Here is a 24,981-nt window from a genome sequence, read left to right on the forward strand (position 1 = left end):
CCCGCTGGATATGCTCGCAAGCGAGTTTCCGTCGGACGACGGGACGCCCACGACTGATGCGCCACAGCAGCGCCGGGGGACGCACGACATGAGACTGCCCGACGTATCGCTCACCGATGTCACGGTGATCGGTACGTACGCAGCGGCGATCTGGGTGCCCGGTGCGGCGCTGGCCGCCGCGGCCGGCCTGCGCCGGTGGCGGCTGGCCACCACGGCCCCGCTGTTCACCTACGCGCTGGTCGGGCTCGCCGGGCCGCTGTACGCCAAGGTCGGGCTGCGCTGGTCGGCGCTGTCGTTCGCGGTCGGCGCGCTGCTGGTCACGGCCGTGGTGCTGGGGGTGCGGCTGCTCCTGCTGCGCCGCCGCCCGACCGCCGTCGAGCCCGACGACCCGGACGAGGTACCGGCGGGCGCCCGCTGGAGCAGCTACGCCTCCACCGGCGTCGGGATCGCGTTGCTGGCCGCCTTCGGGATCGGCATCGTGGCCATACTGGGCGGCATCACGTCGCTGTCAGCGCTGCCCCAGGACTGGGACGCCGTCTTCCACGCCAACGGCATCCGGCTGATCATGGACACCGGTGACGGTGGCCTGTTCGCCATGGCCAAGGTCAACTGGTACGAGAACGGCATCTCCGTCTTCTACCCCAACGCCTACCACCTGCTGGCCGCCGCAGTGGGCGAGGTCACGGGTGCCGACATCCCCACCATCCTCAACGCCCACACCGTGCTGATCCCCGGCCTGATCGGCTTCTCGCTGGCCGGGATGATCCACCGCTTCGGCGGGTCGCCCGTGCTGGCCGGTGCGGCCGCCGTGTCCGTCGCGGCCACCAGTTCCTTCTACGACCTGCTGTGGCGCGGGCCGCTGCTGCCCTTCGCCACCGGCGTGGCGCTCATCCCGATCGCCGTGATCCTGCTGCGCGACGTCTTCGACGCGCGCGGTCTGCGCACGCTGCTGCGCCCCACGCTGCTGCTGGCGCTGGGTGCCGCGGGACTGCTCTGCATCCACCCCGCCGTGCTGATCAGCGCCGTCCTGCTCGCGCTGCCCTACGTCGGGTGGCGCTGGTGCACGCAGCCGCGGACGCTCCTGCACGACCTCCCGGTGCTGGTGGTGGCGGGCGTGGCGGCGATCGTCATGGCGGTGCTCGAGATCGCCGGCACGCTGACCAGCGCGAGCAGCCTCGAGACGATCAGCTGGCCGGCCGATCTGACCGTCACCGACGCGTTCGGCACGCTGCTGCTCTACGGGCACGCCGGACCACCGCAGTGGGGGCTGGCCCTCGCACTGCTGATCGGCCTCGTCTTCTTCCGCAAGCTGGGTGCGCTGCGCTGGGTCGCGATCTCCGCCGCGATCTTCGGCTTCCTGTTCGTGATCACCGCCGCGTCGGACGCGCCGTGGGTCAAGGCGGTGACCGGGTTGTGGTGGAACGACCGGTGGCGCCTCGTCGCGCTCGCCGCGCTGCCGATGGCCGTGATCGTCGGTCACGGCGTCGACCAGTCCTACCGCGTGCTGCGCGCCGCCGGGAGCGCACTGCTGACCCGCATCCGGCTCCCCCGGTCGGCCCCCACCATGTCCGCCGTGGCGGCGGCGCTGGTGGTGCTCGCCTTCTTCGGGCTGGCGACCCGCGCGTTCTACATCGGCCAGGACCAGTTCCGGATGACGAGCAACGTCGGTGACGGCCCCGCGGTGTCGCACACGGAGCTGGCCGGAATGCGCGCCGCGGCGGCATTCGTCCCCGCGGGCGCGCGCGTGCTCAACGACCGCGGTGACGGGTCGGCGTGGATGTACGCGCTCACCGGGCTGCGACCTGTCGCCGGCCACTACGACGCTGCACGCATCGGCCCGGACGCGGTGCTGCTCGCCCAGCGGTTCCGCGACTACGACACCGATCCGGCCGTGCGCAACGCCGTCCGCGCGCTTGGCATCCAGTACGTGATGATCAACCAGGGCTTCCTGCGGATGGGCACGCACCGCCAGCCCGGACTCACCGGGCTGGACCGGGCCGACTTCCTGCACGTCGTCTACCACAACCCGGACGTCATCCTGTACGCGATCCAGGGCACCCCGGCCGACCCCGCTGGGGCGCCGCAGCGGCAGAACCCGAACGACGACCAGTCAGGTGCGGCCGGATGAATCGGATGACCAAGGTGCGCACTGCCGGAGTCGCCGCGCAGGTGGCGAGCAGCCAGATCGCCGTCGCCGCCTCCAACTACCTGGTCCTCGCACTCGCCGCCCGCGAGCTGGGCACCGGCATCGCCGCCGTCAGCTCCTACTACCTGCTCATCAACACCGTGGGCCGCGGCCTGTTCGCCGCCGTAGAGCTGGAGACCACCCGTGCCGTCGCGTCGGCCGCCGCCACCGGCGGGGACGTGCGGCAGGCCAGGGTCGACGCGCTGCGCCACACCGGGATCCTGCTCGCGGGTGCCATCGTGCTGGTCGGGGCGTCGGCGCCGCTGCTGGCCGCCGTCGTGGGCTCCAGCGGTTCGGCGATCGCGTTGCTGGCCGTCGGGTCGGTCACGATGGCGGCGTCCTACCTGGTGCGCGGGCCGCTGGCCGGCACGCAGCAGTACGGGCGCTACGCCGCCACGTTCTGGCTCGAGGCCGTGGTCGGGATCGGCACGGCGGCCGTGCTGACGCTGACCGACGTCCGGTCGGCCACGGCGTGGATCGCGGTCTTCGCACTGTCGCCGGTCGTGGGCACGCTCGTGCTCCTCCTGCGCTCCCCCCGCGTCACCGCTGCGCTGCCCACCGATGTGGGCCCGATCGCTCCGCGCAACAGCCTGCCCGAGCTGCTCTGGTCGGCGGCGCTGCTGATGGCCGGGCAGGGGGCCTGGAACCTCGCCCCGGTCATCGTCAACGCCCGGCTCGGGGAGGCCTCCGCCGCGGCAACGGGCTTCTTCGCCGTGGCGGTGATCCTGCGGGCACCCGTGCTGCTCTTCCCGTCCGTCCAGGCCCTGCTGCTGCCGGCCATCACCGCCATGGTCGACACCGGCGACACCGCCGCGGTCCGGCGCACCACCCGCAGGCTCGGGCTGTTGCTGCTGGCCGGCGGCGCGGTGTGGCTGGTGCTCGCCGTCGTGCTCGTGCCGACGCTGGCGCGCGTCGTCCTCGCCGCCACCGTCATCCCGGATCCGTGGGTGCTGCTGGCGCTCGCCGCGTCCACCGTGATCGGCGCGGCCGCCCAGATCGGGCAGACCCACCTGGTGGCCGCGCGCCGCCAGTCCGGCGTCGCACTGGCCTGGATCAGCGGCCTGCTGGTGCTGCTCGCGGTGGGGCTGGCGCTCGCCCCGCCGATGACGGCCGCCACACTGGGACAGCTCGTGGGGGCCGCCGTCGTACTCGTCGTGCTCGACCTCGCCCGCCGCCGCATCCCGACGACCGGAGCCCGCTCGTGACCCCTCCCCCCGCCACCCCCCGGCCCACCGTCGGTGTCGTCGTACTCGCGTGGAAGGACGAGCCCTACCTCGTCGAGTGCGTGAAGTCCGTGCTCACCGCGGCCGACGTCGACGTCCGGCTGGTGCTGATCGACAACGGCTGCACCCCCGACGACATCGCCGCGGTGCCCGCCGACGACCGCATCACGCTGCTGCGGCCCGGCACGAACACCGGCTTCGCCGGCGGCTGCAACCTCGGTGTGGCGGAGCTGGACACCGAGTTCGTGGCGCTCGTCAACTCCGACTGCGTGCTGCAGTCCGACACGCTGGCCCAGCTGGTGGCCGAGGCCCGGCGCCCCGAGGTCGGGCCCGTCATGGCCAGCATCCGGCTCGCCGAGCCGCCCTACCTGCTCAACAGCGCAGGCAACCCGGTGCACCTGGTCGGCCTGTCGTGGGCGGGCGAGATGAACCAGCCCGAGACTCGCACGGAGCCGTTCGACGTCACCGGCGCCAGCGGCGCGTGCGTGCTGATGCGCCGCGCGGTGTGGACCGAGCTGGGCGGCTTCGACGAGGAGTACTTCGCCTACCTCGAGGACACCGAGATGAGCCTGCGCGCGTGGGGCCGCGGCCTCGCCGCACGCTGCGTGCCCACGGCGCTGGCGCTGCACCACTACGAGTTCTCGCGCAACGCGCACAAGATGTACCTGCTGGAGCGCAACCGGCTGATGCTCGTCAGCACGCTGTGGAGCACCCGTGCGCTGGTGGTGCTGGCCCCGATGCTGCTGCTCATCGAGCTGATGCTGGCGGCCTACGCGCTGGTCAGCGGGTGGGGCCCGCAGAAGGCCAGGGGCTGGGTGTGGTTCTGGCGCAACCTGGGCCACATCCGGCAGCGGCGCCACCAGTTGCAGGCGGAGCGGACCGAGCCCGACGCCGTCTGGATGAGCCGGCTCACCACGTCGTTCGACCGGCAGGCCTTCGGACCGCTGACGCCCGTGGCGAACCTGGCGTTCCGGATCTACTGGGCCGTGGGTCGCCGGCTGATCTGACCTCCCACCCCAACCGATCACGGGCCGCCGGGGTCGTCCCGGACATGAACAGGGATGTGCGGCGGCTCGCGATCGGGTCCGGGGTCGCGGTGGCGGCGTTCGTGGCCTTCATGATCGTCGGAGCGCGGAACAGCTCGACGTCGCCCGATCGCGTCATCACGTGCGGGATCGTGCACGAGAGTGTGTCCGACGGTGACACCTGGACGACGTGGAGCACCGACCGGTGCGGGGTGCTGTACGCGCCGGAGGGGGTCGGCACGCTCTTCGACGGCGCCTACCGGAAGGCCATCGACACCCTCGACGAGGGGAAGACCTACCGGATCCGGGTGCACGACGTGCACAAGCTGCTCAGCGAGCGGACCCACGTGGTGGAGGTGGAGGCCGAGGTGCCGGTGGGGGGATGAGTGGTCGTCGGTCGCGGCGGGGTCACTGGTGTCACATGGAACCATGTGGCTGAACGACCGGGCACCCACGACCCGGCATCCAACCAGGTCAGCGCGCTACTCGGTGTCGGGCACCGTGACCGGAGCCGGCTTCGCCACACCGTCCAGCTCGGCCGGGTGCGGCTCCCCGGAGCCCACGGCCCCGGTGCGGGAGCGGCCCTCCTCCAGCGCGTCGACGCGCAACCGCAGCGAGCCGACCTCCTCGGCCAGCCGACGCGACTGCTCCTCGAGCAGCCCCACCTCACGGGAGAGTTGCAGCGACACCGCGAACAGGATGATCAGGGACGAGAAGAACAGCAGGTTGCTGGGTGTCTGGATGCCGACCACCGACGAGACCCAGCCCAGCAGCGGCGGGAAGAGCGCGACGACGAGGGTGCCGAGTGAGATGACGACCCAGATGACCGCGTACTTCTCCCGCAACCGCCGCCTGCGCAGCAGTTCGAAGACGAGTACCAGCGCCGCGATGGCGACGATCACCGAGAAGATGGTGAGGCGGGTGCTGGGCATCAGTGATCACGCCCGTCCCTGGGGAGCCGGCGGATGAGCGCCAGACCCACGGCCACGATGACCCGCAGCAGGTAGACGGCCGAGCGCAGCGGGTTGGTGCTGGCCGTGCCCGTCTCGCGGGGACGCATCACGGCGGGCACCTGCTGGATGCGCAGGCCGGCGCGGTGCGCGATGACGAGTGCCTCGACGGTGTCGCCGAGGTACTCCTCCGGGTAGTGCTCGGCGAACAGCGCCAGCGCGCGCTCGTTGACCAGCCGGAACCCTGACGTCGGATCCTTGATGGTGGTGCCGATGATGCGGCTGAGCGCTGCCGAGAGCAGGCGCATGGCCCATTTCCGCGGCCCGCGCACCGAGTAGTCGCCGCGGCCGGCGAACCGCGCCCCGATGACGACGTCGGCGTCGGTGACGGCCTGCAGGTTGGCGATCTCGCTCGGGTCGTGCTGGCCGTCGGCGTCGACCTGCACGACGTAGGAGAACCCGGAGTCACGTGCGTAGCGGTACGCGGCGCGCATCGCGCCGCCCACCCCGAGGTTGAACGGCAGCCGCATGACCTCGGCGCCGGCGCGGGCGGCCCGCTCGGCCGTGGCGTCGGTGGAGCCGTCGTCGACCACGAGGATGGTGGCCTGTGGCTGCGCCCGCCGCACCTCGTTGACGACGCGGGCGATGCTGTCCTGCTCGTTGAGGGCGGGGAGCGCGACGAGCAGGCGTCCCGAACCCGGTGCCGGCACGACGGGCTGCGTCACCGGTGCCACCCGTTGCAGGTCCTCTGTGGTCATCGGACCGGCGGCACCGTGGCGACGGTGACGAACTCGTTGTAGGTGAAGGCGCGCCCGGTGAACCGCGGGAGCGGGAACGAGAACTGCTTGACCACCTTCAGGTTCATCTCCCCGGACAGCTTCGCCAGCCGCGCCTGATCGGTGAACACCGTGTGCGTGGCGTCGGAGGCGAATCCGCGTTCCTGCGGGCAGATCAGCACGACCGTGGCACCCGGTTCCAGATAGGGCAGGTACGGCCCCATCACATCGAGCACCCCGTCTTCCGGGAGATGTTCGATGAGGTGCGCGGCCAGCATTGCGGGAAACCGTCCGCGAACATCCGGTGTTTCCGCGAGGAATTCGCCGGATGTCATCGCGGTGAGGCCGTGATCGCGGCAGGCCTGCACGGAATGTTCGTTGTGGTCGACCCCGACGCTGCCGGCAGGCAGGTTGACCAGGTTGCGGCCGATCCCGCAGCCCACGTCGAGCGTGCGACGGGTGCCGAGCAGCCTCCGGAGGTTCCACCGGTACGGGGCCTGCACGTCGAGAACGCGCTTCCAACGGGCACCGGAGAGCTGTGTGAGCCGCTCGGCGTACGCGGTGGACGCCGTCGACGGCATGTCGCCCTGGGGTTCAGCCACGTGCGGCACCCTACCGTCGGAGCCCTCGGTCACCGCGTCACCCCGCTCGGCACGTCCGGTCACTCCCTTACTCCAATTCGGTGGGAATCGGCCACGCTCATCACGTACTCGCCGTAACCGGACTTGCCCTGCGCGGCGCCGAGCGCGTGGCAGGCATCGGCGTCGATCCAGCCTTGCTGCAATGCCACCTCCTCGATGCACGCGATCCGCACGCCCTGGCGGTGCTCGAGCACCTGGACGTACTGGCCCGCCTCGAGCAGGGAGTCGTGGGTGCCGGTGTCGAGCCAGGCGAAGCCGCGGCCGAGGTCGACGAGGCGGGCCTGCCCCTTGTCGAGGTAGGCCCGGTTGACGTCGGTGATCTCCAGCTCGCCCCGGGCCGACGGCGCGAGCGAGCCTGCGATGTCGACGACCTGGTCGTCATAGAGGTAGAGCCCGGTGATCGCGCGGTTGGAGAGCGGCTTGGCCGGCTTCTCCTCGATGTCGACGAGCCGACCCGCCGCGTCGGCGACCCCGACGCCGTACCGCTCCGGATCGCGCACCGGGTAACCGAACAGCACGGCACCGTCGTCGCCGCGCGCCAGCCCGTCGATGGCCTCGCGCAACACCGCGGCGAAGCCGGGGCCGTGGAAGATGTTGTCGCCCAGCACGAGCGCGCTGTGCTCGCCCGCGATGTGCTCGGCGCCGATCAGGAACGCCTGCGCGATGCCGTTGGGCTCGGCCTGCGCCGCGTAGGACAGGGAGATGCCCAGCTCGCCGCCGTCGCCGAGCAGCCTGCGGAACATCGGCTGTTCCTCCGGCGTCGTGATGACGAGGATGTCGCGGATCCCGGCCAGCATCAGCACCGACAGCGGGTAGTAGATCATCGGCTTGTCGTAGACGGGCAGCAGCTGCTTGGAGACGGCGCGCGTGATCGGGTGCAGCCGGGTACCGGCGCCCCCGGCGAGGATGATGCCCTTCACGTCACGTGTAGACGGCGAAGGTGAGCGTGCCGATCCAGGCCAGTGCGAGCACCTGGAGCACGCGATCGCCGAGTGCGATGTCCTCCGGGGCGCCGCCACGGCCGCCGTCGACGTCGACGGAGTAGCGCAGCACCGCCACGACGAACGGCACGATCGAGATCACCGACCACACGGAGTTGTGGTGCGCGTCGCGGATCTCGAACGCCCACAGGCAGTACGTCATGATCAGCACGGTGGCCGAGAGGGCCCAGACGAACCGCAGGTAGGACGCCGAGTAGCTCTCCAGCGACTTGCGGATCTTGGCGCCGGTGCGCTCCGCGAGCATCATCTCCGCGTAGCGCTTGCCCGCCACCATGAACAGCGACCCGAACCCGGCCGAGAGCAGGAACCACTGCGAGAGCGGGATGCCGGTGGCCGCGCCACCGGCGATGGCCCGCAGCAGGAAGCCGGACGCGACCACGCAGATGTCGAGCACGGGCTGGTGCTTGAGCCCGAAGCAGTACGCGAGCTGCACCGCGATGTAGACGGCCAGCACGACGAGCAGGTTGACGCTGGCCAGCAGGCACAGCGCTAGCGAGCCGAGCAGCAGCACTGCCGCGACGACCACCGCGAGCCGGGCCGGCACGATCCCGGCCGCGATGGGCCGGTTGCGCTTCTTGGGGTGTGCGCGGTCGGCCTCGACGTCGTTGGCGTCGTTGATCAGGTAGATGCCCGACGCCGCCAGCGAGAACGCGATGAACGCGATGGCCAGGTGCAGCCCGATGGAGCCGCCGAACAGATCGCCCTTGGCGAACGGTGCGGCGAGTACGAGCACGTTCTTGACCCACTGGCGCGGGCGCATCGTCTTGAGGACGCCACGGGCGACCTTGAGCGGGCCGAGGTGCGGAGGCTGCTCCGCCTGCTGCGCGGGCACGTCGGTGCTCGTCATCGGGTTGCCTTCCGGGAGCGCCCGAACCGGCGCACGGTGAGCGCGACCGCCGCGCCGAGCGCGGAGCCGGCCAGGACATCAGTGGGGTAGTGCACGCCGAGCACGAGCCGCGACAGCGCCATCGGGGGCACGAGCGCCACCCACAGCGGCTTGCGGACCAGCCCGCCGTAGAGCACCGCCGCGGCGGTGGTGGACGTGGCGTGTGCCGACGGGAAGCTCAGCTTGCTGGGCGTGCCCACCAGCACCTCGACGCGCGGATCGGCCGGACGCGGGCGGCGCACGACGCGCTTGACGCCGATCGAGGCGCCGTGGGCCAGCGCCACCCCGGCGGTGGCGACGAGCCACTCCCGACGGCGATCACGGTCGGTCAGAGCCCCGAGCGCGCCCAGCGCGAGCCAGCCGCCTGCGTGCTCGCCGAACAGCGACATGCCGCGCGCCACGCGGACGGTGGCGGGACGGGCGACAGCGCGCTGCACGGACTGCAGCGCGCGGATCTCGGCCGTTGCCGGTGCGAGCGGCGTCGAGGTGGGGGCGGCCGTCGAGGTGCGGGTCGGGCCGGGGCGGTCGAGGAGCTCGGCCACGGTGCGGGGGCCTCCAGTGCGGCGCGGCCGGGCACGGGCCATGGCCGATCGATTGCGCTGACGGGGGTCGATGCTACGCGCGGGCACCTGTGGGCCCCCTGAGCGGTGTCCTCCGGGGCGGTGTTGCGCTAGCGCAGGAACCGCTCCAGCACCACGGCGATCCCGTCGTCGCCGTTGCTGGGCGCCACCTCGTCGGCCACCGCCAGCAGCGCCGGGTGAGCGTTGCCCATCGCGACCCCGCGCCCCGCCCAGCGCAGCATCTCGATGTCGTTGGGCATGTCGCCGAACGCGATGACGTCGGCCGCCGCCACGTCGAGCCTGCGGGCCACCTCGGCCAGCCCGGTGGCCTTGGTGACGCCGTTCGGGGAGATCTCGATGAGCCCCTTCGACGTCGAGAACGTCAGGTCGGCGGTCGTGCCGATCACCGGCGCGAGCTGGGCGAGCATCTCCTCGCTGCGCAGCCGCGGGCACCGGACCAGTAGCTTGACAGCGGGTTCCGCCAGCAGCGCGGCGCGGTCGAAGCGCTCCAGGTGGACCTGCAGCCCGGTGTCCCAGGCGTGCAGGTACTCGGCGTCGGCGATGAAGGACGGCATCGAGCCGTCGCCTGCCGGACCCGACCGCTCGACGGCGAGCCCGCAGTCGGGCAGCGTCGCCATCGCCGCTTCGGCGAGTACGGCGAGCGTGTCGGGATCCATCGTGCGGGCCCACAGCACCTCGTCGGCGACGGCGTCGTAGATCAGGGCACCGTTGGCGCACACCGCGAGCCGCACGACGCCCACCTGCTCACGGATCGGCTGGATCCAGCGCGGCGGCCGCCCCGTGACGAGCACGAAACCGGATCCGGCTGCGACGAGCCGCTCGATGGCGGCCACCGTGCGGGCGGTGACGCGGTCGGTGGGGTCGAGCAGCGTGCCGTCGACGTCGGAGGCGATCAATCGCGGTGGCTGCACGCCGCCCAGCCTACGGACGGGGTGCGCTCATCCCGGCCCCAGTTCGGCGCGCAGCCGCGCGACCCCGCCGCGGATCATGGCGCCGTAGCCGTCGTCGTGCAGCGCGGACACCGCTGCCTCCGCTCGGTCGAGGTGCCCGAGTGCCGCGGCCCTGTCACCGAGCCGCTGGTGATCGGCCGCGAGGTTCAGGTGCAGCGACGGCAGGAAGCCGCGGACCGCGAGCGTCGCGTGGTAGCGCTGCGCCCGCTCGTCGGTGAGCCCGTCGACGGCCGCGAGCGCCCGCTGGTCCCAGCGCAGCTCCTCGACCGGGTCGTCCTGGACGTCGGCCATGAAGTGGGCCAGCGACACGACGTGCAGCGGGTCGCCCGCGTCTCCGCCGATCTGCTCCCACACCTCGGCGAAGACGGCGGCGGCGCCTGCCGGGTCGCCCGCGGTCGCGCGTTCCTGCCCCTCGGCGATGCGGGCCATGACGGGATCCGGCACCGCATCGGGCGCCGTCACAGCCGCACCGGCATCAGCAGCGACACCGACCGCGCGGAGCGGATCGCGAGCGGCGCCAGCGGGCCGTCGAGCTCCAGCACCAGCTGACCGTCACCACCCGCGTCGACGGCCTCCAGCAGGAACTCCCGGTTGACACCGACGCCGTCCTCGGCGACGCCGATCCCGCCGTCGGCGTCGAGGCCCAGCACGGTGACCGCGAACTCGACGGCGTCGGGCTCGCGCGTCATGGTGCGCGCCGGTCCGGCGGCGACCGCAGCGCGCAGCGCGACCGCGTCGACGGGCACGCCGGTACGCCCGCTGGGCAGCAGCCTGCGGTAGTCGGGGAACGCGTCGGGCAGCGGCTCGCCGTCGATCCGGGCCGTTCCGACCCGCACCGAGATCGCACCGCCGTCGATGACGAGCTCGGCGGGACCGCCCGCTCCCAGCACCGCCACCACGGCGTCCACCAGCGACAACGGCACGACGGCGCGCACCGCGGGACCGTCGACGGTGATCGCGGCATCGGCAACGGCGAGCCGGTACCGGTCGGTGGCGACGACGGTGAGGATCCCGGCGCCGGGATCGACGTCGAACAGCACGGCGCCGAGCACCGGCGGATCGGCGGCGGAGCCGGCGGCGGCGAACCGGACGGCGCGCACGGCGGCGGCCAGCTCGGCGGCATCGACGGCGCAGGTGGTGGGCAGGTCGGTGGGCACGGGGTGCTCCCTCGGCTCGATCAGTGATGCGACCGTGGAGAGAGCGCGCCGGGCGTCGTCGAGACCGTGCTCGAGCCGGCGCAGGTGCGCCGCCAGCAGGGCGTCGACGGCAGCGGCGTCATGGCGGTGCGCCAGCACCTCCCGGATGCCGGCCAGCGCCATCCCGGCGCGGCGCAGCACCACCACCAGCTTGGCGACGGCCAGCTGGTCGGGCGCGTACCAGCGGTACCCGCTGTCCGGATCCACGAAGGCCGGGCTGAGCAGCCCCGCGCCGTCGTAGAAGCGCAGCGCGCTGACCGTCAGGCCGGACTCCCGCGACATCGTGCCGATCCCGCGCAGTTCCCTCTCCACGCCACCAACCTCGGGCCTCGACATGGTCGAGAGTCAACCCGTCAGACCCGCACGACTTCCAGCCCACCGACCCCGGCGAGTGGTCCGAAGTCGTCGTCCTGCGTCACGACAGCCATTCCACGGGATGCGGCCGTGGCAGCGATCCACAGATCGTTGAGGTTCACCCTGCGCCCGGTCTCCGCCAGATGCACTCGCATCCGGGCCCACATCAGCGCAGCCGCTTCGTCCACACCGATGAGTTGCACACCGGCCGTCGCACCGAGCGTCGCCATTCGCTGCGCTCGGGTATCGACATCAGCGGCGGCCAGCACACCTGCGTGCAGTTCTGCGAGGGTGACGACGGAGATCGCGACCTGCGCCGGAACGCGCGCCTCATCGAGCGGGCGCCCGCTCTCGGCAGCGATGAACACACTGGTATCGACGAGACTCGTCATGAGATCGGACCCAGATCGTCCGTCGTCTCGCCTGCCAGCCGGGCGAGGTCATGTCGAAGTCCGGCATCCGCCTGGGCGGTGCGCAGCCGTGTGAACAGCTCCGCGCCACCGACAGGCCCTTGCCCGTGGCGCTGCACCGGCACGAGTTCCGCGACCGGACGGCCGTTCACCGTGACCGTGACGCTCTCCCCGGCCTCCACCCGCCGCAATACGCCCGCGGTGTCGTTCCGCAACTCGCGAGATGCGATCTCTTGACCCATGCTACGAGTGTAGGCCAGCGGCCTACACTCGTAGCACTCGCAGGTCAGGCGATCGCGACCGCAACCACCAGCCCCAGTGCCACGTGCACCGCCGACACGACGAACGCGGCCGGGTGGACCTTCTCCGCGGTGAGCACGCCGCCGACGTCGATGCCGGCGACCCACTCCACCAGCCGGGCACCGACGACCTGGCCGATGATCCCGACCACGCCGAAGATCAGGGCGGCGAGCAGGCCCTCCAGCAGCGCACCGGACGCGGAGTAGATCGCGACCACGACGATGAACGCGGTGCTGATCATGCCGGCGGCGGTGATGATCACGGCGTTGGGCAGGCCCTGGCGCACCATCTTGTTCAGCGGCCCCGGCGTCGTGATGTCAACGGCCCAGAAGCCCAGCAGCAGGAGCAGCACGCCGAGCACGGCGTACAGCAGGATCGCGCCGACACCACGTCCGATCACGGAGAAGAAGCCCGGGTCGATCTGGGCCAGTGTCACGACAACCTCCACGGGGAGCAAAGGATCTGGGTGGTTCAGGTCTGGGGAATGCGGTGCGGCACGAACGCTGCGCCGTCGTCGGTCACGAGACCGGCGGTCTCGCGGATCCCGAGCCCGGCCGCGGTGTCACCGACGACCCAGGCGCCCAGCGCGGGACGGTATCCGTCGAACTCGGGAAGCGGGGCGAAGAGCTGGTAGACGTACCCCTCCTCGCCGTACACACCACCCGTCTGGTGCTCCATGCCGGGCGCGACGATCGAGACGTTGGCGCCTTCCCGGCCGAGCCGCGGCTTGCGGACGTACTCGGTGAGCATCCCCGGCTGGTCCAGGTAGGCGGGCAGCAGGTTGGGGTGGCCGGGGTACATCTCCCACAGCACCGCGAGGATCGCCTTGTTGGACAGGATCGACTTCCAGAGCGGTTCCAGCCACAGCGTCTGGGGCTGGCTGCGCAGCACGTGCTTGCCGAAGTCCTCGGTGAGCACCCACTCCCACGGGTACAGCTTGAAGATCGTGGCCATCATCGACTCCTCGAGGTCGACGAAGCGGTCGAGAGCGGAATCCCAGCCGATGTCCTCGATCGTGAGCCCGATGGTGTTGAGGCCGGCCTCGGCCGCGGTCTCCTGCAGGTACCCGACGGTGACGTGGTCCTCACCGCTGGTGTCGGCGCCCGACCAGGTGAAGTACACCTCGTCGCTCGGCAGCCGGGACTTGATCAGGCCCCAGCGCTCCACGAGCTTCTCGTGCAGCGAGTTCCACTGGTCGTCGTCGGGGTGGGTGTCCTTGAGCCAGTTCCACTGCAGGATCGATGCTTCCAGCAGCGTGGTGGGCGTGTCGGCGTTGTACTCGAGCAGCTTCGCCGGCCCCGTGGCGTCGTAGCGCAGGTCGAAGCGGCCGTAGATGTGCGGATCACTGCGCTTCCACGATGCCGCGACGCCCTCCCAGGCGTATTCCGGGATCGCGAAGTCGCGGTACCGCTCGAGGGTGACGACCTGCTCGACGGCCTCCAGGCACATCGAGTGCATCACCTCGACGTCGGCTTCCAGCGAGAGGATCTCGTCCATCGAGAAGACGTAGTGCACCGACTCGTCCCAGTACGGGCGCGGCCCGCCGCCCTGGCCCCGCCCGGGCGTGCCGTAGACGAGGCCCTGCTCCTCGACGGTGGCCTCCCACCCGGGCCGCGGGGTGCCCCTGTGCCGTTCCATCAGCTGCCGCTGCTCTTGGAGCCGCCGCTGCTGGAGCTGCTGCCGCCGCTGCTGGTGACGCCGAGCCCGCCGCGCGAGACGCTGCTGCTGCCCGCGCTGGTGCCGCTCGACGAGCCGCCGGTGCTGCCGACCTTGCTGCTGCCGCCGGAGCCGTCGACCGTGCGGGTGCCCGACGACGTGCTGATCCGGGTGCCGCTCTTGGGCACGACGGTGGTGCCGCCGATGGCGGGCTGACCGAGCGAGCCACTGCCACCGTAGTTGTAGTAGTACTGGCGGCCGCCGCCACCGAGGAAGATCGGGTAGAAGCCGCCGCCGCCGTAGTAGTGCGTGCTCGCGGCGGGCGCGGGCGTGGCGCAGTTGGCGTCGTCGACCACGACCTTGGTCTCCTCGTCGACGCACTGCGCGTTGACGGAGGTGTCGGGCCGTGACACGGCGTAGCCGACCGCGATGACCGCGACGACCCCGACCGTGACACCGGCGCCGATCAGGATCCGCTTGCGCTTCTTGCGCGACCGGGCCGCGGACTCGTCGGCCTCCCGCTGCTCCTCCTCGACGCGACGAGCTGCCTGTTCACGGGCTCGCGCCTCGGCGAGAGTGGGCTCGCGCGGCGTCGTGGACCCGTCCTGGAACTGCATCCGCCCCGGTTCGGGTCGACCGTTGCCGGTCCCGTCGTTCTCCGCCACGGTGCCCCCTCGCCTCCGCCTACCCGCCGCTCGCAGGTCCACCCCGCGCGCGAACCGTACCGGCCCGCCGCCGACCGGCCAACGCTGGACGTTCGCAGCACGACGACGACCGATGGTCGCGCAGAAACCCCCAGAAGGCTGATCTTGCCGTGAGTAACGGCATGATGACGGCCGACATGGACCGACTCCTCACAGCGCCCAGGCCAGCCGAGCGCGGCGTCGACGGACCCGGCGGGCCCGGCAACGCCCAGCACGGCCACCGGCACGGGGCTCCCTCGCTGCTCCCGCCGTCGTCCCCGTTCCGTGCCGCAGGCGGCTCCGACCGCCCGCAGCCCGGCCGTTCCCGGCCGGAGCCACGCCCGGTTCGGCGCGTCGTCATGGGCGTGCTCATCGGCGCGCTGACGATGCTGGGTGTCGCCACCCTGGACACGTTCGCGGGCGCCACGGTGCCCGTCCTCGGCACGTTGGCCTCGCTGCCGGCCCCCGCCGGTGGTCGCAATGTCGTCGAGGTGCCGGCCCCGCCCGCCACGCCGGGCACCTGCCTGAACTGGAGCCGTCCGGACGCCGCCGACGCCGTCGTCGTCGACTGCGCCGCGCCGCACCTGTTCGAGCAGATGGGGTCCATCACGCTGGTCGACCAGCCGACGCTGCCCGACGACCGCCAGTGGCGCCAGCTCGTCAACGAGCGCTGCAACCCGGTCGTGGTCAAGTACCTGGGCGGCAAGTACGACCCCGACGGCAAGCTGCGCGTCGGCGCGCTGAAGCCGTCGGCCGCGAAGTGGGCGGAAGGCGACCGGGAGCTCCGGTGCGGCGTGCAGAGCTCGTCCCACTCCGGTGCGCTCTACCCGATGGCGGGCAAGGCCGCCGACAGCGACCAGTCGTCGGTCCAGCAGCCCGGCACCTGCCTGGCGATCGACGGCCGCACACCCGGCGACCCCGTCAGCTGCTCCGGCCCCCACGCCGTCGAGACGGTCGGCATCGTCGACACCGCGGCCAAGTTCCCCGACGCGTTCCCCGCAGTCGGCGACCAGGACGCGTACCTGCAGCCGGAGTGCACGAAGCTCGCGGCCGAGTACGCGGGCAGCGCCGATGTGATCGCGGCGAAGAAGCTCACCGTCTACTGGGACAACCTCACCGAGGAGTCCTGGAAGGCCGGCACCCGCAAGGTCAACTGCAACCTGGCGGCCCTGCTGCCCGACCGCAGTGGCTTCGCGCCCGTCACCGGCTCGGTGCGCGGCGACGTCGTCGTCGGTGAGAAGCCGGCGCCGCCGGCCACCAACACGCCCGAGCCTGGAGCTCCGGCCCCGCCCACGTCGGCCAACCCGACTCCGGAGCCGTCCGCGGAGCCCACGAAGCCGCCGTCCGACTCGAACGCACCCGCCACACCGACGAAGCCGCCCACGGGTGGCACGCCGCCCGGCGGTGGTGCGCCGTCGGCCACACCCACCCCCGCCGGTGGCATCGGCTCCATCCCGCTGCCCGGTGGTGGGTGACCGTCACCGCCACACCGATCACCCGGCGCCGGTTCGAGGAACTCGTCGCCGACGCGCTCGACTCGATCCCGCCCGAGCTCACGGCGGCGATGGACAACGTCGTGGTGCTGGTGGAGAACCGCAACGACGACGACCCCGAACTGCTCGGGCTCTACGAGGGTGTGGCGCTCACGGAGCGCACGTCGTCCTACGGCGGGGTGCTACCGGACCGGATCACGATCTACCAGGACGCCATCGTCGACATGTGCGAGGACGAGGACGAGGTCGTGCGTGAGGTCGCCGTGACCGTGGTGCACGAGGTGGCCCACCACTTCGGCATCGACGAGCACACGCTGCACGAGCTCGGCTGGGGCTGACCTCACCCTCGGGTCAGGCCGGACCGATCGGGTCGCCTGCCGGGGCGTCGCGGTCGGTGGACGGCGCCGGATCCCAGTGCTCCAGCACCCAGCCCGACGGCTCCGCACGCAGGATGACGAGCGCCGTGTTGTCCAGGTACTGGCCCGGCACCGTGTTGTCGAGCATCGCGACGGCAGCCAGCCGGATGGCGGCACCGTGGCTGGCGACCACCACGGTGTCGGTGGCGCCCTCCACCAGCTTCTCGACCGCGGGGATGAACCGCTCGTGCAGCTCGCGCGCCGACTCGCCGCCCGGCATCCGAGCATCCAGATCACCGTTGCGCCAGGCGTCGGAGACCCCGACGAACAGATCCCGGGCCGATTCGACGCTGGCGCCCTCGTGATCGCCGATGAAGACCTCGTGCACGTCGTCGATGACGACGACGTCAAGGCCGTGCGCAGCGGCGATCGGTGCCGCCGTCTGCTGGGCGCGCGTGGCCCGGGACGCGTACACGGCCGTGACGGGCTCGCCTGCCAGCCTCCTGCCCAGCGCGGCGGCCTGGGACAGGCCGTTCGCGTTGAGCGGCGCACCGGGGGGCCGGGAGTCCAGCGCGTGCGTGACGTTGGCATCGGTCTGACCGTGCCGGGCGAGCACCAGCCGCACCGCCGTCACGCGACGCTCCCGCTGCGCAGCGCGGCCAGCCACTCCTGGGCCGCGGCGAACCCGGCCGGATCCGATTCGCCGAGAGGGACGGCCGGACCGGCCGCCGACTCCGTGACGGTGCCGGCGGCCTTTCCGGCACGCGGGAACGAGCCGAGGAACCGGACCCGGCTGCTGCGCCGGTGCAACGCGGCGAGCGCCTCACCCATCGCCGGCTCCGCGACGTGACCGGTGCAGTCGAGGTGGAACCAGTACTCGGCGTGCACGTCCTTGATCGGGCGCGACTCGATGCGGGTGATGTCGATGCCGCGCACCGCCAGCTCGGTGAGCAGGCCCAGCAGCGCCCCCGGCCGGTTCTGCGTGGTGACGGCGATGGTGGTGCGATCGTTGCCCGTGGGGGCCGGCGGCGGGCCGGGCGGCGCCACGAGGGCGAAGCGGGTGACGGCGCCGGGGTTGTCGGCGATGTCGTCGGTGAGCACGTCGAGCCCGTGCTGCTCGGCGGCGATCGGCGCGGCCACCGCGGCGTCGAACTCACCGCGCGCCACCTGAGCGGCGGCCTCGGCCGTGGACGTGGACAGCAGCACCTCGGCATCCGGCAGGTGCGCGGCGATCCAGCCGCGGGTCTGCGCGATGCCGTGGGTGTGTGAGGCGACCGTGCGGATCCCGGCCGCCGTGGTGCCCGGTCGCACCATGAGCGCGAACCGGACGGCGACCAGCGCCTCGCGGATGATCACCAGCGGCGGGTCGCTCAGCAGGCCGTCGAGCACCGCGGGCACGGCACCCTCGACGCTGTTCTCGATCGGGACGCAACCGGCGGCCACGGAACCGTCACGGACGGCGGCGAGCACGGCCGGACTGCCCGCGCAGGGCACGAGCTCGGCACCGGACGCCTCGGGGAGCGACAGCAACGCCTGCTCGGTGAACGTGGCGTGCGGCCCGAGGAACGCGATTCGGGTGGGCACGGGACCGACACTAGTGCGGGGACCCGACGATCAGGCGAGCAGGCCGAGCTCGGCCAGCTGGGCCGCCGGCAGCGGTTCGGGATCCGAGCCGCACCGCGGGACCAGCGCGCGCACCTTCTCCACCGCGTCCGGGGTCAGCGCCGCGAGCTCCTTGGCGAGCACGGCACCGTCGGTGACCGCGAGCGCGCCCTGGACGTCACCGCCCGCCAGCGCCCGGGAGACGGCGATGAGCAGGTTGAGGATCCCGTGCCTGCGGTCGGTGCGCACGAGATCACGCAGCCCGAGCGCGGTGAAGCCGCGGCCCGTCTCGACCACTACGCGCAGGAACGACTCGACGTCGGCCGCCTCGGGCACATCCGACGCGCGGAGCCCGCCGCAGCGCAGCTTCGGCGAGCAGCCGTGATCGGCGACGCGGCGCACGGCCTCGAGCCACGCCGCGGTGCCTTCGGGGTCGTCACGCTCGGGGCGCCGCGGCTCGACGACCGCGACGACGTCCTCTGGCACGAACTCCGAGACGCGCTCGAGCCAGACCGCATCGACGTCCGGTGGCGCGGCGGTCTCGACCGTTCGCGGCGTCAGCAGGCTGGAGCGCGACATGGCGGTGGACAGCGCCTTCGGCACCGCCCCGAGGCCGGTGTCGACCACGAGTGCGAGGTCGACCGGACGCGCCGGCACCGACCGAGCGAGCTCCGCGATCACCGCGGCCAGCCGGGACACGGGGCACACGAGCTGACCGACCAGCCCGCCGTAGCGCCCGTCGCGGGCGCCGAGGTAGCGGGTGACGACGGCGTCGACGCCCGGGGCGGTGGAACGGGGCTGCAGCAGGCTCGTGTCGTCGACGAGCTGGGCGAACAGCGGAGGAATGGCCCAAGGTTGCGCACCAGCCGCCGTCGTCACGGTCCGCAACGCTAACGGTAGGTGACTCATCACTCCAAAACGGCTGATCGGAAGCGGGTTGCTGGACACGTCAACGACCAAGCTATAGCTTAGGCTCACCTAACCTGGAGGTGACTTCGTTGGGTTCGACCCGCCCCCGGCGCCCGCCCGCTCCTGCCGACGCCGACCGAGCCCGCAGCATCGCTGCGCGCGGCGGCACGGCGTCGCTCGTCGGCACTGGCGTCCCTCCGACGGCCCCGCTGGTGCACCACGTGCGCGCCGACGGATCCGCCGTGCTCCTGCTGTCCGACGACGAGCCCGTGCTCGACCTCGTACGCGCGGGCGGTGGTGCCGGCTGCGCCGTGATGGTGGAGCTCACCGACCGCGCACCCGTCGACCTGCGGGAGCCGATCCGCGCGCTGCTGTGGATCACCGGAACGCTGCGCGAGCCGCACCCGGTGTGCGCCCGCCGCATCGCGCTCGGTGTCGCGGAGGCGCATCCGCATCCCGCGCTGCTCGATCTCGGCCACGGCGCCACCCTCGTGCGGCTCGACCCGGGCTCCGCCGTGCTGTCGGACGCGGAAGGCACCGCCGCACTCGCACCGGTCGACCTCGCGGCCGCGGCACCGGACCCGTTCTGCCGCTACGAGGAGCGCTGGCTCTCCCACCTGGAGGACACCCACCCGGAGGTGTTCACCGCGCTGGGCCGCCACCTCCCGCATGCGCTGCGCGACGAGCAGGGAGCCCGGATCCGCCCGCTCGGCGTCGACCGCTTCGGGCTGCGCCTGCGCGTGGAGGCGCCGACCCGCGACCACGACGTCCGGCTGGCCTGGCAGCAGGAGGCCACGACGGTGGAGGAGCTGCGCGCGCAGCTGGGGCTGCTGGTGGGCTGCCCCTTCCAGGGCGCGGCCGAGCAGCCGGCGCGCGCGCTCGGCGACGGGACCTGAGAGCGGCTACGAGGCTGCGGGCGGCGGCGCGAGCTTCGCGAACTGCCCCCGCACCTTCGCCGTGACCTTGCGCTCGGCGACGAACGACGCCACCGGGATGGTGCCGGCGATCAGGATGACCAGCGCCTCGAGCGGCTTGAACCGGCACCGCTCGGCCAGCAGCAGCGTGCACACGATGTAGATCATGTACAGGAAGCCGTGTGCCACGCCGACGACGGCGACGAGCTGCGGCTGCCCGAAGAAGTACTTGAGCGGCATGGCCACGAACACCAGCACGAGCAGCCCGACGCCGGTGACGTAGGCGGCGACGCGGTAGTTGCGCAGCAGTGTCTCGGTCTGCACGGGGCGCCCTTCAGTCGTCGGGGTACCGGGCGGCGAGCAGCGCCAGCATCCGGTTGTAGGCGGCCAGCTCGGGATCGTCCTCGTCGGTGATCACCGGGCGGGTCGAGGCAGGGCGGGGCCCGAACGGCGACGGGCCGGTGGCGGCCGGGCGCGGCTCGGGTGCGGGTTCGACGGCAACCGGCTCGGCGGCGTCCGGGACCACCTCCGCCGCGGGCTCCAGGCCCGCGTCGACGCCGTCCGGACCCGCCGTCACCTGGCGGATCTCCATGCGCAGCATCCGCCACCACATACCGGCGAAGAACAGGGCGAACAGCGGCCACTGCAGGCCGTAGCCCACGTTGAGGGCGCTGCCCATCGCGGACCCGGCACGCTGCCACTGCCACACGGCGAGCCAGGCACAGGTGGCCATCGCGCCGAGCGTGAGCAGGTGCCACATGATCCAACGCGGGGAGAGGACCAGCCGTAGCACGAGGCCAGCGTACGCCCAGCGGTAATGTCGGCGATCGTGTCCCGGCCCGTCCCGATCGTCCTCCGGAGCTGGCTGTCGCCCACGTCACCCGGCACCGTCGTGATCACCGACCCGCGGGCCCGCCGGCTCGTCGGCACCGAGGTGCTCGTGGTGCTGACCGTGACGCTCGGGCTCTCGGCACTGCGCAGCGCGCTGAGCCTGCTCGACGCGGTGCTGCAGCCGGTGCCGCTGGCCCAGCAGCAGGTCACCCTGAACGCGCCCGGCGCGCAGGCCGACCTCGTCGACCTCGCCGTGCAGCTCACGCGCGTCCTGCAGCTCGTCGCCTGGGGCGGGCTCGGCGCCTACCTGCTGATCCGCGCCGGCTTCGCCCTGCGCGCCATGGGGCTCGACGCCCGCAGACCGTGGCGCGACGCGCTCGGCTCGGCCGGGCTGGCCGCGCTCATCGGCATCCCCGGGCTCGGCGTCTACCTGGTGGCGCGCGCGATCGGGGTCAGCGTCACGATCGCCCCGTCCACGCTCGGGGACACGTGGTGGCGGTTGCCAGTACTGGTGGCATCGGCCGCGGCCAACGCGTGGGCCGAGGAGCTGGTGATGATCGCCTACCTGCTCACGCGGCTGCGCCAGCTGGGCTGGTCGGAGAACCGCGCCGTGTTCGCGCAGGCGCTGCTGCGCGGCAGCTACCACCTCTACCAGGGGCTCGGCGGCTTCTTCGGCAACATCGCCATGGGGCTGGTGTTCGGCCGCGTCTGGCAGCGCACCAACCGGCTGTGGGCGCTCGTCGGCGCGCACGCGCTCATCGACATCGTCGCCTTCACAGGGTACGCGCTGCTGGCGGGCCGGGTGGGGTGGCTCTGAGCCACCCCACCCGCTTCGCTCAGTGCTCGGCCAGGATCTGGTAGCGCATCTTCGCCATCATGTTCTCGGCCCCCGCCTGGATGCCCGACGCCGTGAACAGCTCGTCGAACCGGCCCGGCAGATCCTCGGGGTCCCAGCGCTTCCCGTCGTTCTTGATCTCCGCGACGCTGGTGAACGGCTGGAAGATCTCGACGCTGTCACCCTGCACACCGAACACCTTGCCGCTGACGTGCGCCGAGGCGTCCGAGCAGAGGAACGCCACGAGCGGCGCCACGTTCTCGGGAGCGAAGAAGTCGAACTCGCCGCGGGCGATCGAGGCGTCGCGCTGGTCGCGGAACTCCTGGGGCATGAGGTCGAGCGTCATGCGGGTGAGCGCGGTCGGGGCGATCGCGTTGCTGGTGATGCCACCGCGGGCACCCTCCATCGCGACGATCGTGGAGAACGCGGCGATCCCGGCCTTGGCGGCGCCGTAGTTGCTCTGGCCGAAGTTGCCCAGCAGCCCGGACGTGGACGCGGTGTGCACCACGTGCCCGGGGCGCTTGGCGTCCTTCCAGTACTGCACGGCGGCCCGCGTGGGCAGGAAGTGCCCGCGCAGGTGCACGCGCACCACGGCGTCCCAGTCGTCGTCGGTCATCTTCGCGATGGTGCGGTCGCGCAGGATGCCGGCGTTGTTGACCAGGGCGTCGAGCTGCCCGAACTCGCTCACCGCTGCCGCGACCAGCGAGTCGGCCACCGCGGAGTCGGCGACATCACCGCTGGCCGCCACGGCCCGGCCGCCGCCCGCGATGATCTCCTTGGCCACCGACTCGCCCGCGTCCGGATCGAACTCGGCCACCACGACCGCCGCACCCTGTGCCGCGCACTCGAGTGCCTCACCGCGTCCGATGCCGCGCCCGGCGCCCGTGACGATGACCACCTTGCCATCGAGAAGTCCCATGCTCCGGAGCATATGACCCGTCAGTAACCGACAGACGTGGAGCTGGTCACACCCGGCCGGACCAGCTGACGCACACCGTCAGTGGCCGGCGCACACCGTTGACGGTGTGCGCGACCACCTGATGGTGTGCGTCAGGTCAGCGGAGGGTGACCTGCTTGCCGGCGAGCGCGTCGCGGGCCCGGCGCTCGGCGTCGGTCAGCGGGGCCTCGTCGGCCAGCGCGGCGTCGAGGCGCGTGGCGAACGCCGCGGCCGGCGCGGTCCACTCCTTCGAGTGCAGCTCGCGGTCGAGGTCCCAGACGGGTACGAGCAGCCCGTGCGCCCGGAACGACCCCGCGTAGCGGGCCTCCTCGGTGAGCGCGAGCTCCCCGCGGGCCTGCAGCCGGGCGAGGGCGGCCTGCAGCTTCTCCTCGGGCTCCGGGCGGACCCAGCGCAGGTGCGCCTTCGTGCCGGTGTCCACCCAGTAGGCGGACCGGACGCCCTCGGCGACCACCGGTTCGGTCGGGAGGATGACGGCGTTGGCGCGCTCCAGGCTGGCCGCCACCTCGGGCGACGGGCCTGCGCCGCTCTCGTCGACGGGGATCCACCACGCGAAGTCGCTGTGCATCGTGAGATCCAGCGACGCCGCCGGATCCAGCACGTCCTGCAGGCGCGTCAGCTCACCGGCGACGCCGGGGCCCACCACCTGCAGCGACTCGCCCGGCTCCGCCTCCTGCGCCCAGCGCAGCGCGCGGGCCAGATCGGCCGACAGATCACCGGAACGGGTCTGCACCTGCAGCCCGAGCAGGATCTCGCCATCGGCCCGGACCACGGCGGCGGCCGCCCCGGGCAGCACGGTGGCGAGCGTGACCGGGCGCTCCCCCTGCGTGCGCAACGGCAGCGGGGCGGTGGCCGACGGGAGGAACTCGCGCATCGCGACGAGATCGCACTCCGCGGCCAGTCCCTCGAACGGCCGGGTGACGATCACGTCGTCGCCCGCGCCGTGACAGGCCTTGTAGCGCTTGCCGGAGCCGCAGGGGCAGGGACGGCGCGGGTTCTCGCCTGCGGGGGCTGCCGCGCGCTCACGTGTCTTCTTTGCCATGGTTCCGCCGAGGTTAGCGGTCCGACGGGGCAGGATTGCGGGGGTGTCCCGTAGCGATGCGTGGTTCGACCCGTCCGATCCCGGCTTCCTGATCGACCCGTACCCGCATTTCGCGTCGCTGCGGGCGCTCGGGCCGGTGCACGCCCATCCGCAACTGGGTCCGGTGGCCGTCACGCATGCGGCGTGTTCGGAGCTGCTGCGCGGCCGCGATCTGGGCCGCATCTGGGTCGACGCCGAGCCGGCCGCCGACTTCCCGGCGTTCAACCTGCTGCACCGCAACTCGCTGCTGGAGCGCGAGGGGCCGACGCACGCCAGGCTGCGGGCGCTGGTGGCAGGTGCCTTCAACCGCGGCCACACGGCCCGGCTGGAGCCGTGGGTGCGCACGGTGGCCGACGGGCTCGTCGCCCGCCTGGCGGAGCGGATCCGCGACGAGGGCAGCGCCGACCTGATCGCCGATGTCGCCGCCGCGCTGCCCGTCGAGGTGATCGCGGAGTTGCTGGGCGTTCCCGAGCCGGGCCGCTCGGCGCTGCGCGGCTGGTCCAACGCGATCGTCACGATGTACGAGCCTGACCCCGGCGCCGAGCGGCGGGCCGCCGCGGAACGCGCCGCCGCCGAGTTCGTGGCGGAGCTGCGCGAGCTCACCGCGTACCGGCGCGCGCATCCCGGCGACGACCTCGTCACCGGGCTGCTCGCCGCCGACCTCGACGCCGACGAGCTCGTCGGCACGGCAGCGTTGCTGCTGATGGCGGGTCACGAGGCCACCGTCAACGTCATCGGCAACGGCACGCTCGCCCTGCTGCACCACCCCGACCAGTGGAAGCGGCTCGTCAGCGACCCGGGGCTGGACGCCACGGCCGTCGAGGAGCTGATCCGCTTCGACCCGCCGCTGCAGCTGTTCGAGCGCACCGCGATCGTCGACACCGCCGTGGCGGGGTTCCCGGTACCAGCCGGCACGAAGGTCGCCGCGCTGCTCGGCGCCGCGGCGCACGATCCGCAGGCCTTCGACGGCCCGGACGTGCTCGACGTCGGGCGTACCCGCAACCCGCACCTCGGGTTCGGGCTGGGCGCGCACTACTGCCTCGGCGCCCCGCTGGCCCGGCTGGAGGTGGCCGCCACCCTCGACGCGCTGCGCAGGCACCTCCCCGACCTCCAGCTCGCGGCCGAACCGCCACGCCGTCCCGACTTCGTGATGCGGGGCCTGCGCGAGCTCCGCGTGACGGCCTGACG

30 protein-coding genes are annotated in these 24,981 nt (G+C 72.4%); 9 read left to right on the forward strand and 21 right to left on the reverse strand.

Annotation, left to right across the window (positions count from 1 at the left end; genetic code table 11):
• Positions 1 to 88: 88 nt before the first annotated feature.
• The 4 genes from ACFPFQ_RS15125 to ACFPFQ_RS15140 are packed head-to-tail and all read left to right on the forward strand — an operon-like array spanning position 89 to position 4,819.
• Entirely contained in the window at positions 89 to 2,128 is a 2,040-nt protein-coding gene (locus tag ACFPFQ_RS15125; RefSeq protein WP_379619075.1) for a DUF6541 family protein, read from the forward strand.
• Positions 2,125 to 3,390 carry a hypothetical protein gene (locus tag ACFPFQ_RS15130; RefSeq protein WP_379619077.1) on the forward strand — a complete coding sequence of 422 codons (1,266 nt, stop codon included), beginning with the start codon at positions 2,125 to 2,127 and terminating at the stop codon, positions 3,388 to 3,390. Before ACFPFQ_RS15125 ends, ACFPFQ_RS15130 begins: the two co-directional genes overlap by 4 nt.
• On the forward strand, positions 3,387 to 4,415 hold the full coding sequence (locus tag ACFPFQ_RS15135) for a glycosyltransferase family 2 protein (protein ID WP_379619079.1): 1,029 nt from the start codon (positions 3,387 to 3,389) through the stop codon (positions 4,413 to 4,415). Before ACFPFQ_RS15130 ends, ACFPFQ_RS15135 begins: the two co-directional genes overlap by 4 nt.
• Before the next feature lie 44 nt (positions 4,416 to 4,459).
• Positions 4,460 to 4,819 carry a hypothetical protein gene (locus ACFPFQ_RS15140; RefSeq protein WP_379619081.1) on the forward strand — a complete coding sequence of 120 codons (360 nt, stop codon included), beginning with the start codon at positions 4,460 to 4,462 and terminating at the stop codon, positions 4,817 to 4,819.
• Between the two features lie 96 nt (positions 4,820 to 4,915).
• On the opposite strand, the gene ACFPFQ_RS15145 is transcribed toward ACFPFQ_RS15140, so the two are convergent.
• From ACFPFQ_RS15145 to ACFPFQ_RS15210, 14 genes are all read right to left on the reverse strand, one after another.
• Positions 4,916 to 5,365, reverse strand: coding sequence for a DUF2304 domain-containing protein (locus ACFPFQ_RS15145; RefSeq protein ID WP_379619083.1), 450 nt, complete (start codon positions 5,363 to 5,365; stop codon positions 4,916 to 4,918).
• Complete coding sequence (locus ACFPFQ_RS15150; RefSeq protein WP_379619085.1) at positions 5,365 to 6,141, reverse strand: glycosyltransferase family 2 protein; 777 nt, start codon at positions 6,139 to 6,141, stop codon at positions 5,365 to 5,367. The genes ACFPFQ_RS15145 and ACFPFQ_RS15150 overlap by 1 nt, the downstream gene beginning before the upstream one ends.
• The gene (locus tag ACFPFQ_RS15155) at positions 6,138 to 6,761 is read right to left on the reverse strand and encodes a class I SAM-dependent methyltransferase (RefSeq protein ID WP_379619087.1); all 624 of its coding nucleotides are present in this window, start codon (positions 6,759 to 6,761) and stop codon (positions 6,138 to 6,140) included. Before ACFPFQ_RS15155 ends, ACFPFQ_RS15150 begins: the two co-directional genes overlap by 4 nt.
• Positions 6,762 to 6,820: 59 nt before the next feature.
• A complete protein-coding gene (gene rfbA / locus ACFPFQ_RS15160) occupies positions 6,821 to 7,720 on the reverse strand; it encodes a glucose-1-phosphate thymidylyltransferase RfbA (protein ID WP_379619089.1) in 900 nt (299 codons plus the stop codon).
• A gap of 1 nt (position 7,721) precedes the next feature.
• Positions 7,722 to 8,648 (reverse strand): decaprenyl-phosphate phosphoribosyltransferase, encoded by a 927-nt coding sequence (locus ACFPFQ_RS15165; protein ID WP_379619091.1) that lies wholly within the window; start codon positions 8,646 to 8,648, stop codon positions 7,722 to 7,724.
• A complete protein-coding gene (locus ACFPFQ_RS15170) occupies positions 8,645 to 9,229 on the reverse strand; it encodes a phosphatase PAP2 family protein (RefSeq protein WP_379619093.1) in 585 nt (194 codons plus the stop codon). The genes ACFPFQ_RS15165 and ACFPFQ_RS15170 overlap by 4 nt, the downstream gene beginning before the upstream one ends.
• A 128-nt stretch (positions 9,230 to 9,357) precedes the next feature.
• A complete protein-coding gene (locus tag ACFPFQ_RS15175; RefSeq protein WP_379619095.1) occupies positions 9,358 to 10,179 on the reverse strand; it encodes an HAD family hydrolase in 822 nt (273 codons plus the stop codon).
• A 27-nt stretch (positions 10,180 to 10,206) separates the two neighbouring features.
• On the reverse strand, positions 10,207 to 10,680 hold the full coding sequence (locus ACFPFQ_RS15180) for a hypothetical protein (protein ID WP_379619097.1): 474 nt from the start codon (positions 10,678 to 10,680) through the stop codon (positions 10,207 to 10,209).
• Positions 10,677 to 11,726 (reverse strand): MerR family transcriptional regulator, encoded by a 1,050-nt coding sequence (locus ACFPFQ_RS15185; RefSeq protein ID WP_379619099.1) that lies wholly within the window; start codon positions 11,724 to 11,726, stop codon positions 10,677 to 10,679. The genes ACFPFQ_RS15180 and ACFPFQ_RS15185 overlap by 4 nt, the downstream gene beginning before the upstream one ends.
• Positions 11,727 to 11,767: 41 nt before the next feature.
• Positions 11,768 to 12,160, reverse strand: coding sequence for a type II toxin-antitoxin system VapC family toxin (locus ACFPFQ_RS15190; protein ID WP_379619101.1), 393 nt, complete (start codon positions 12,158 to 12,160; stop codon positions 11,768 to 11,770).
• Positions 12,157 to 12,420: a type II toxin-antitoxin system Phd/YefM family antitoxin gene (locus ACFPFQ_RS15195; protein ID WP_379619103.1), complete on the reverse strand. Its 264-nt coding sequence runs from the start codon at positions 12,418 to 12,420 to the stop codon at positions 12,157 to 12,159. The genes ACFPFQ_RS15190 and ACFPFQ_RS15195 overlap by 4 nt, the downstream gene beginning before the upstream one ends.
• A 44-nt stretch (positions 12,421 to 12,464) precedes the next feature.
• On the reverse strand, positions 12,465 to 12,914 hold the full coding sequence (locus ACFPFQ_RS15200) for a DUF350 domain-containing protein (RefSeq protein WP_379619105.1): 450 nt from the start codon (positions 12,912 to 12,914) through the stop codon (positions 12,465 to 12,467).
• 35 nt (positions 12,915 to 12,949) lie between these two features.
• Positions 12,950 to 14,116 (reverse strand): glutathionylspermidine synthase family protein, encoded by a 1,167-nt coding sequence (locus tag ACFPFQ_RS15205; protein WP_379619107.1) that lies wholly within the window; start codon positions 14,114 to 14,116, stop codon positions 12,950 to 12,952.
• Positions 14,116 to 14,799, reverse strand: a complete 684-nt coding sequence (locus ACFPFQ_RS15210) for a hypothetical protein (protein ID WP_379619109.1) — start codon at positions 14,797 to 14,799, stop codon at positions 14,116 to 14,118. Before ACFPFQ_RS15210 ends, ACFPFQ_RS15205 begins: the two co-directional genes overlap by 1 nt.
• Before the next feature lie 176 nt (positions 14,800 to 14,975).
• Between ACFPFQ_RS15210 and ACFPFQ_RS15215 the strand changes: the two genes are divergently transcribed.
• Together ACFPFQ_RS15215 and ACFPFQ_RS15220 are read left to right on the forward strand one after the other, a co-directional pair.
• Positions 14,976 to 16,292 (forward strand): septum formation family protein, encoded by a 1,317-nt coding sequence (locus tag ACFPFQ_RS15215; protein WP_379619111.1) that lies wholly within the window; start codon positions 14,976 to 14,978, stop codon positions 16,290 to 16,292.
• Positions 16,289 to 16,648 carry a metallopeptidase family protein gene (locus ACFPFQ_RS15220; protein ID WP_379619113.1) on the forward strand — a complete coding sequence of 120 codons (360 nt, stop codon included), beginning with the start codon at positions 16,289 to 16,291 and terminating at the stop codon, positions 16,646 to 16,648. The genes ACFPFQ_RS15215 and ACFPFQ_RS15220 overlap by 4 nt, the downstream gene beginning before the upstream one ends.
• 13 nt (positions 16,649 to 16,661) lie before the next feature.
• Here ACFPFQ_RS15220 and ACFPFQ_RS15225 read toward each other — a convergent pair whose 3' ends face one another.
• From ACFPFQ_RS15225 to ACFPFQ_RS15235, 3 genes are read right to left on the reverse strand one after another with little or no spacing between them, the layout of a single operon-like run.
• On the reverse strand, positions 16,662 to 17,300 hold the full coding sequence (locus ACFPFQ_RS15225) for a histidine phosphatase family protein (RefSeq protein ID WP_379619115.1): 639 nt from the start codon (positions 17,298 to 17,300) through the stop codon (positions 16,662 to 16,664).
• Positions 17,297 to 18,250: a prephenate dehydratase gene (pheA, locus tag ACFPFQ_RS15230; protein ID WP_379619117.1), complete on the reverse strand. Its 954-nt coding sequence runs from the start codon at positions 18,248 to 18,250 to the stop codon at positions 17,297 to 17,299. Before pheA ends, ACFPFQ_RS15225 begins: the two co-directional genes overlap by 4 nt.
• A gap of 30 nt (positions 18,251 to 18,280) precedes the next feature.
• The gene (locus tag ACFPFQ_RS15235) at positions 18,281 to 19,147 is read right to left on the reverse strand and encodes a hypothetical protein (protein WP_379619119.1); all 867 of its coding nucleotides are present in this window, start codon (positions 19,145 to 19,147) and stop codon (positions 18,281 to 18,283) included.
• A 119-nt stretch (positions 19,148 to 19,266) separates the two neighbouring features.
• Here ACFPFQ_RS15235 and ACFPFQ_RS15240 point away from each other — a divergent pair, with 119 nt between their 5' ends.
• The gene (locus ACFPFQ_RS15240; protein ID WP_379619121.1) at positions 19,267 to 20,073 is read left to right on the forward strand and encodes a DUF2470 domain-containing protein; all 807 of its coding nucleotides are present in this window, start codon (positions 19,267 to 19,269) and stop codon (positions 20,071 to 20,073) included.
• A 6-nt stretch (positions 20,074 to 20,079) separates the two neighbouring features.
• Here the strand turns inward: ACFPFQ_RS15240 and ACFPFQ_RS15245 are convergent, their stop codons facing one another.
• Together ACFPFQ_RS15245 and ACFPFQ_RS15250 are read right to left on the reverse strand one after the other, a co-directional pair.
• Positions 20,080 to 20,415: a DUF3817 domain-containing protein gene (locus ACFPFQ_RS15245; protein WP_379619123.1), complete on the reverse strand. Its 336-nt coding sequence runs from the start codon at positions 20,413 to 20,415 to the stop codon at positions 20,080 to 20,082.
• Between the two features lie 10 nt (positions 20,416 to 20,425).
• Complete coding sequence (locus ACFPFQ_RS15250; RefSeq protein ID WP_379619125.1) at positions 20,426 to 20,884, reverse strand: hypothetical protein; 459 nt, start codon at positions 20,882 to 20,884, stop codon at positions 20,426 to 20,428.
• 24 nt (positions 20,885 to 20,908) lie between these two features.
• On the opposite strand from ACFPFQ_RS15250, the gene ACFPFQ_RS15255 reads away from it, so the two are divergent.
• On the forward strand, positions 20,909 to 21,739 hold the full coding sequence (locus ACFPFQ_RS15255; protein WP_379619127.1) for a CPBP family intramembrane glutamic endopeptidase: 831 nt from the start codon (positions 20,909 to 20,911) through the stop codon (positions 21,737 to 21,739).
• A gap of 19 nt (positions 21,740 to 21,758) precedes the next feature.
• On the opposite strand, the gene ACFPFQ_RS15260 is transcribed toward ACFPFQ_RS15255, so the two are convergent.
• Entirely contained in the window at positions 21,759 to 22,676 is a 918-nt protein-coding gene (locus ACFPFQ_RS15260) for an SDR family NAD(P)-dependent oxidoreductase (protein WP_379619129.1), read from the reverse strand.
• Positions 22,677 to 22,812: 136 nt separating this feature from the next.
• A complete protein-coding gene (locus ACFPFQ_RS15265) occupies positions 22,813 to 23,754 on the reverse strand; it encodes a DUF5926 family protein (protein WP_379619131.1) in 942 nt (313 codons plus the stop codon).
• 34 nt (positions 23,755 to 23,788) lie between these two features.
• Here ACFPFQ_RS15265 and ACFPFQ_RS15270 point away from each other — a divergent pair, with 34 nt between their 5' ends.
• Positions 23,789 to 24,979: a cytochrome P450 gene (locus tag ACFPFQ_RS15270; RefSeq protein WP_379619270.1), complete on the forward strand. Its 1,191-nt coding sequence runs from the start codon at positions 23,789 to 23,791 to the stop codon at positions 24,977 to 24,979.
• Positions 24,980 to 24,981 lie beyond the last annotated feature (2 nt).

This window comes from Pseudonocardia sp. GCM10023141 (genome assembly GCF_042653605.1).

Excerpts from the sequence above, each read along its gene's own strand:
- ACFPFQ_RS15140 (WP_379619081.1), top strand. The coding sequence starts at position 4,460 with ATGAACAGGGATGTGCGGCGGCTCGCGATCGGGTCCGGGGTCGCGGTG.
- ACFPFQ_RS15125 (WP_379619075.1), top strand. The coding sequence starts at position 89 with ATGAGACTGCCCGACGTATCGCTCACCGATGTCACGGTGATCGGTACG.
- ACFPFQ_RS15265 (WP_379619131.1), bottom strand. The coding sequence starts at position 23,754 with ATGGCAAAGAAGACACGTGAGCGCGCGGCAGCCCCCGCAGGCGAGAAC.
- ACFPFQ_RS15130 (WP_379619077.1), top strand. The coding sequence starts at position 2,125 with ATGAATCGGATGACCAAGGTGCGCACTGCCGGAGTCGCCGCGCAGGTG.
- ACFPFQ_RS15165 (WP_379619091.1), bottom strand. The coding sequence starts at position 8,648 with ATGACGAGCACCGACGTGCCCGCGCAGCAGGCGGAGCAGCCTCCGCAC.
- ACFPFQ_RS15150 (WP_379619085.1), bottom strand. The coding sequence starts at position 6,141 with ATGACCACAGAGGACCTGCAACGGGTGGCACCGGTGACGCAGCCCGTC.
- ACFPFQ_RS15190 (WP_379619101.1), bottom strand. The coding sequence starts at position 12,160 with ATGACGAGTCTCGTCGATACCAGTGTGTTCATCGCTGCCGAGAGCGGG.
- ACFPFQ_RS15215 (WP_379619111.1), top strand. The coding sequence starts at position 14,976 with ATGGACCGACTCCTCACAGCGCCCAGGCCAGCCGAGCGCGGCGTCGAC.
- ACFPFQ_RS15205 (WP_379619107.1), bottom strand. The coding sequence starts at position 14,116 with ATGGAACGGCACAGGGGCACCCCGCGGCCCGGGTGGGAGGCCACCGTC.
- ACFPFQ_RS15260 (WP_379619129.1), bottom strand. The coding sequence starts at position 22,676 with ATGGGACTTCTCGATGGCAAGGTGGTCATCGTCACGGGCGCCGGGCGC.
- ACFPFQ_RS15195 (WP_379619103.1), bottom strand. The coding sequence starts at position 12,420 with ATGGGTCAAGAGATCGCATCTCGCGAGTTGCGGAACGACACCGCGGGC.
- ACFPFQ_RS15255 (WP_379619127.1), top strand. The coding sequence starts at position 20,909 with ATGTCGGCGATCGTGTCCCGGCCCGTCCCGATCGTCCTCCGGAGCTGG.
- ACFPFQ_RS15145 (WP_379619083.1), bottom strand. The coding sequence starts at position 5,365 with ATGCCCAGCACCCGCCTCACCATCTTCTCGGTGATCGTCGCCATCGCG.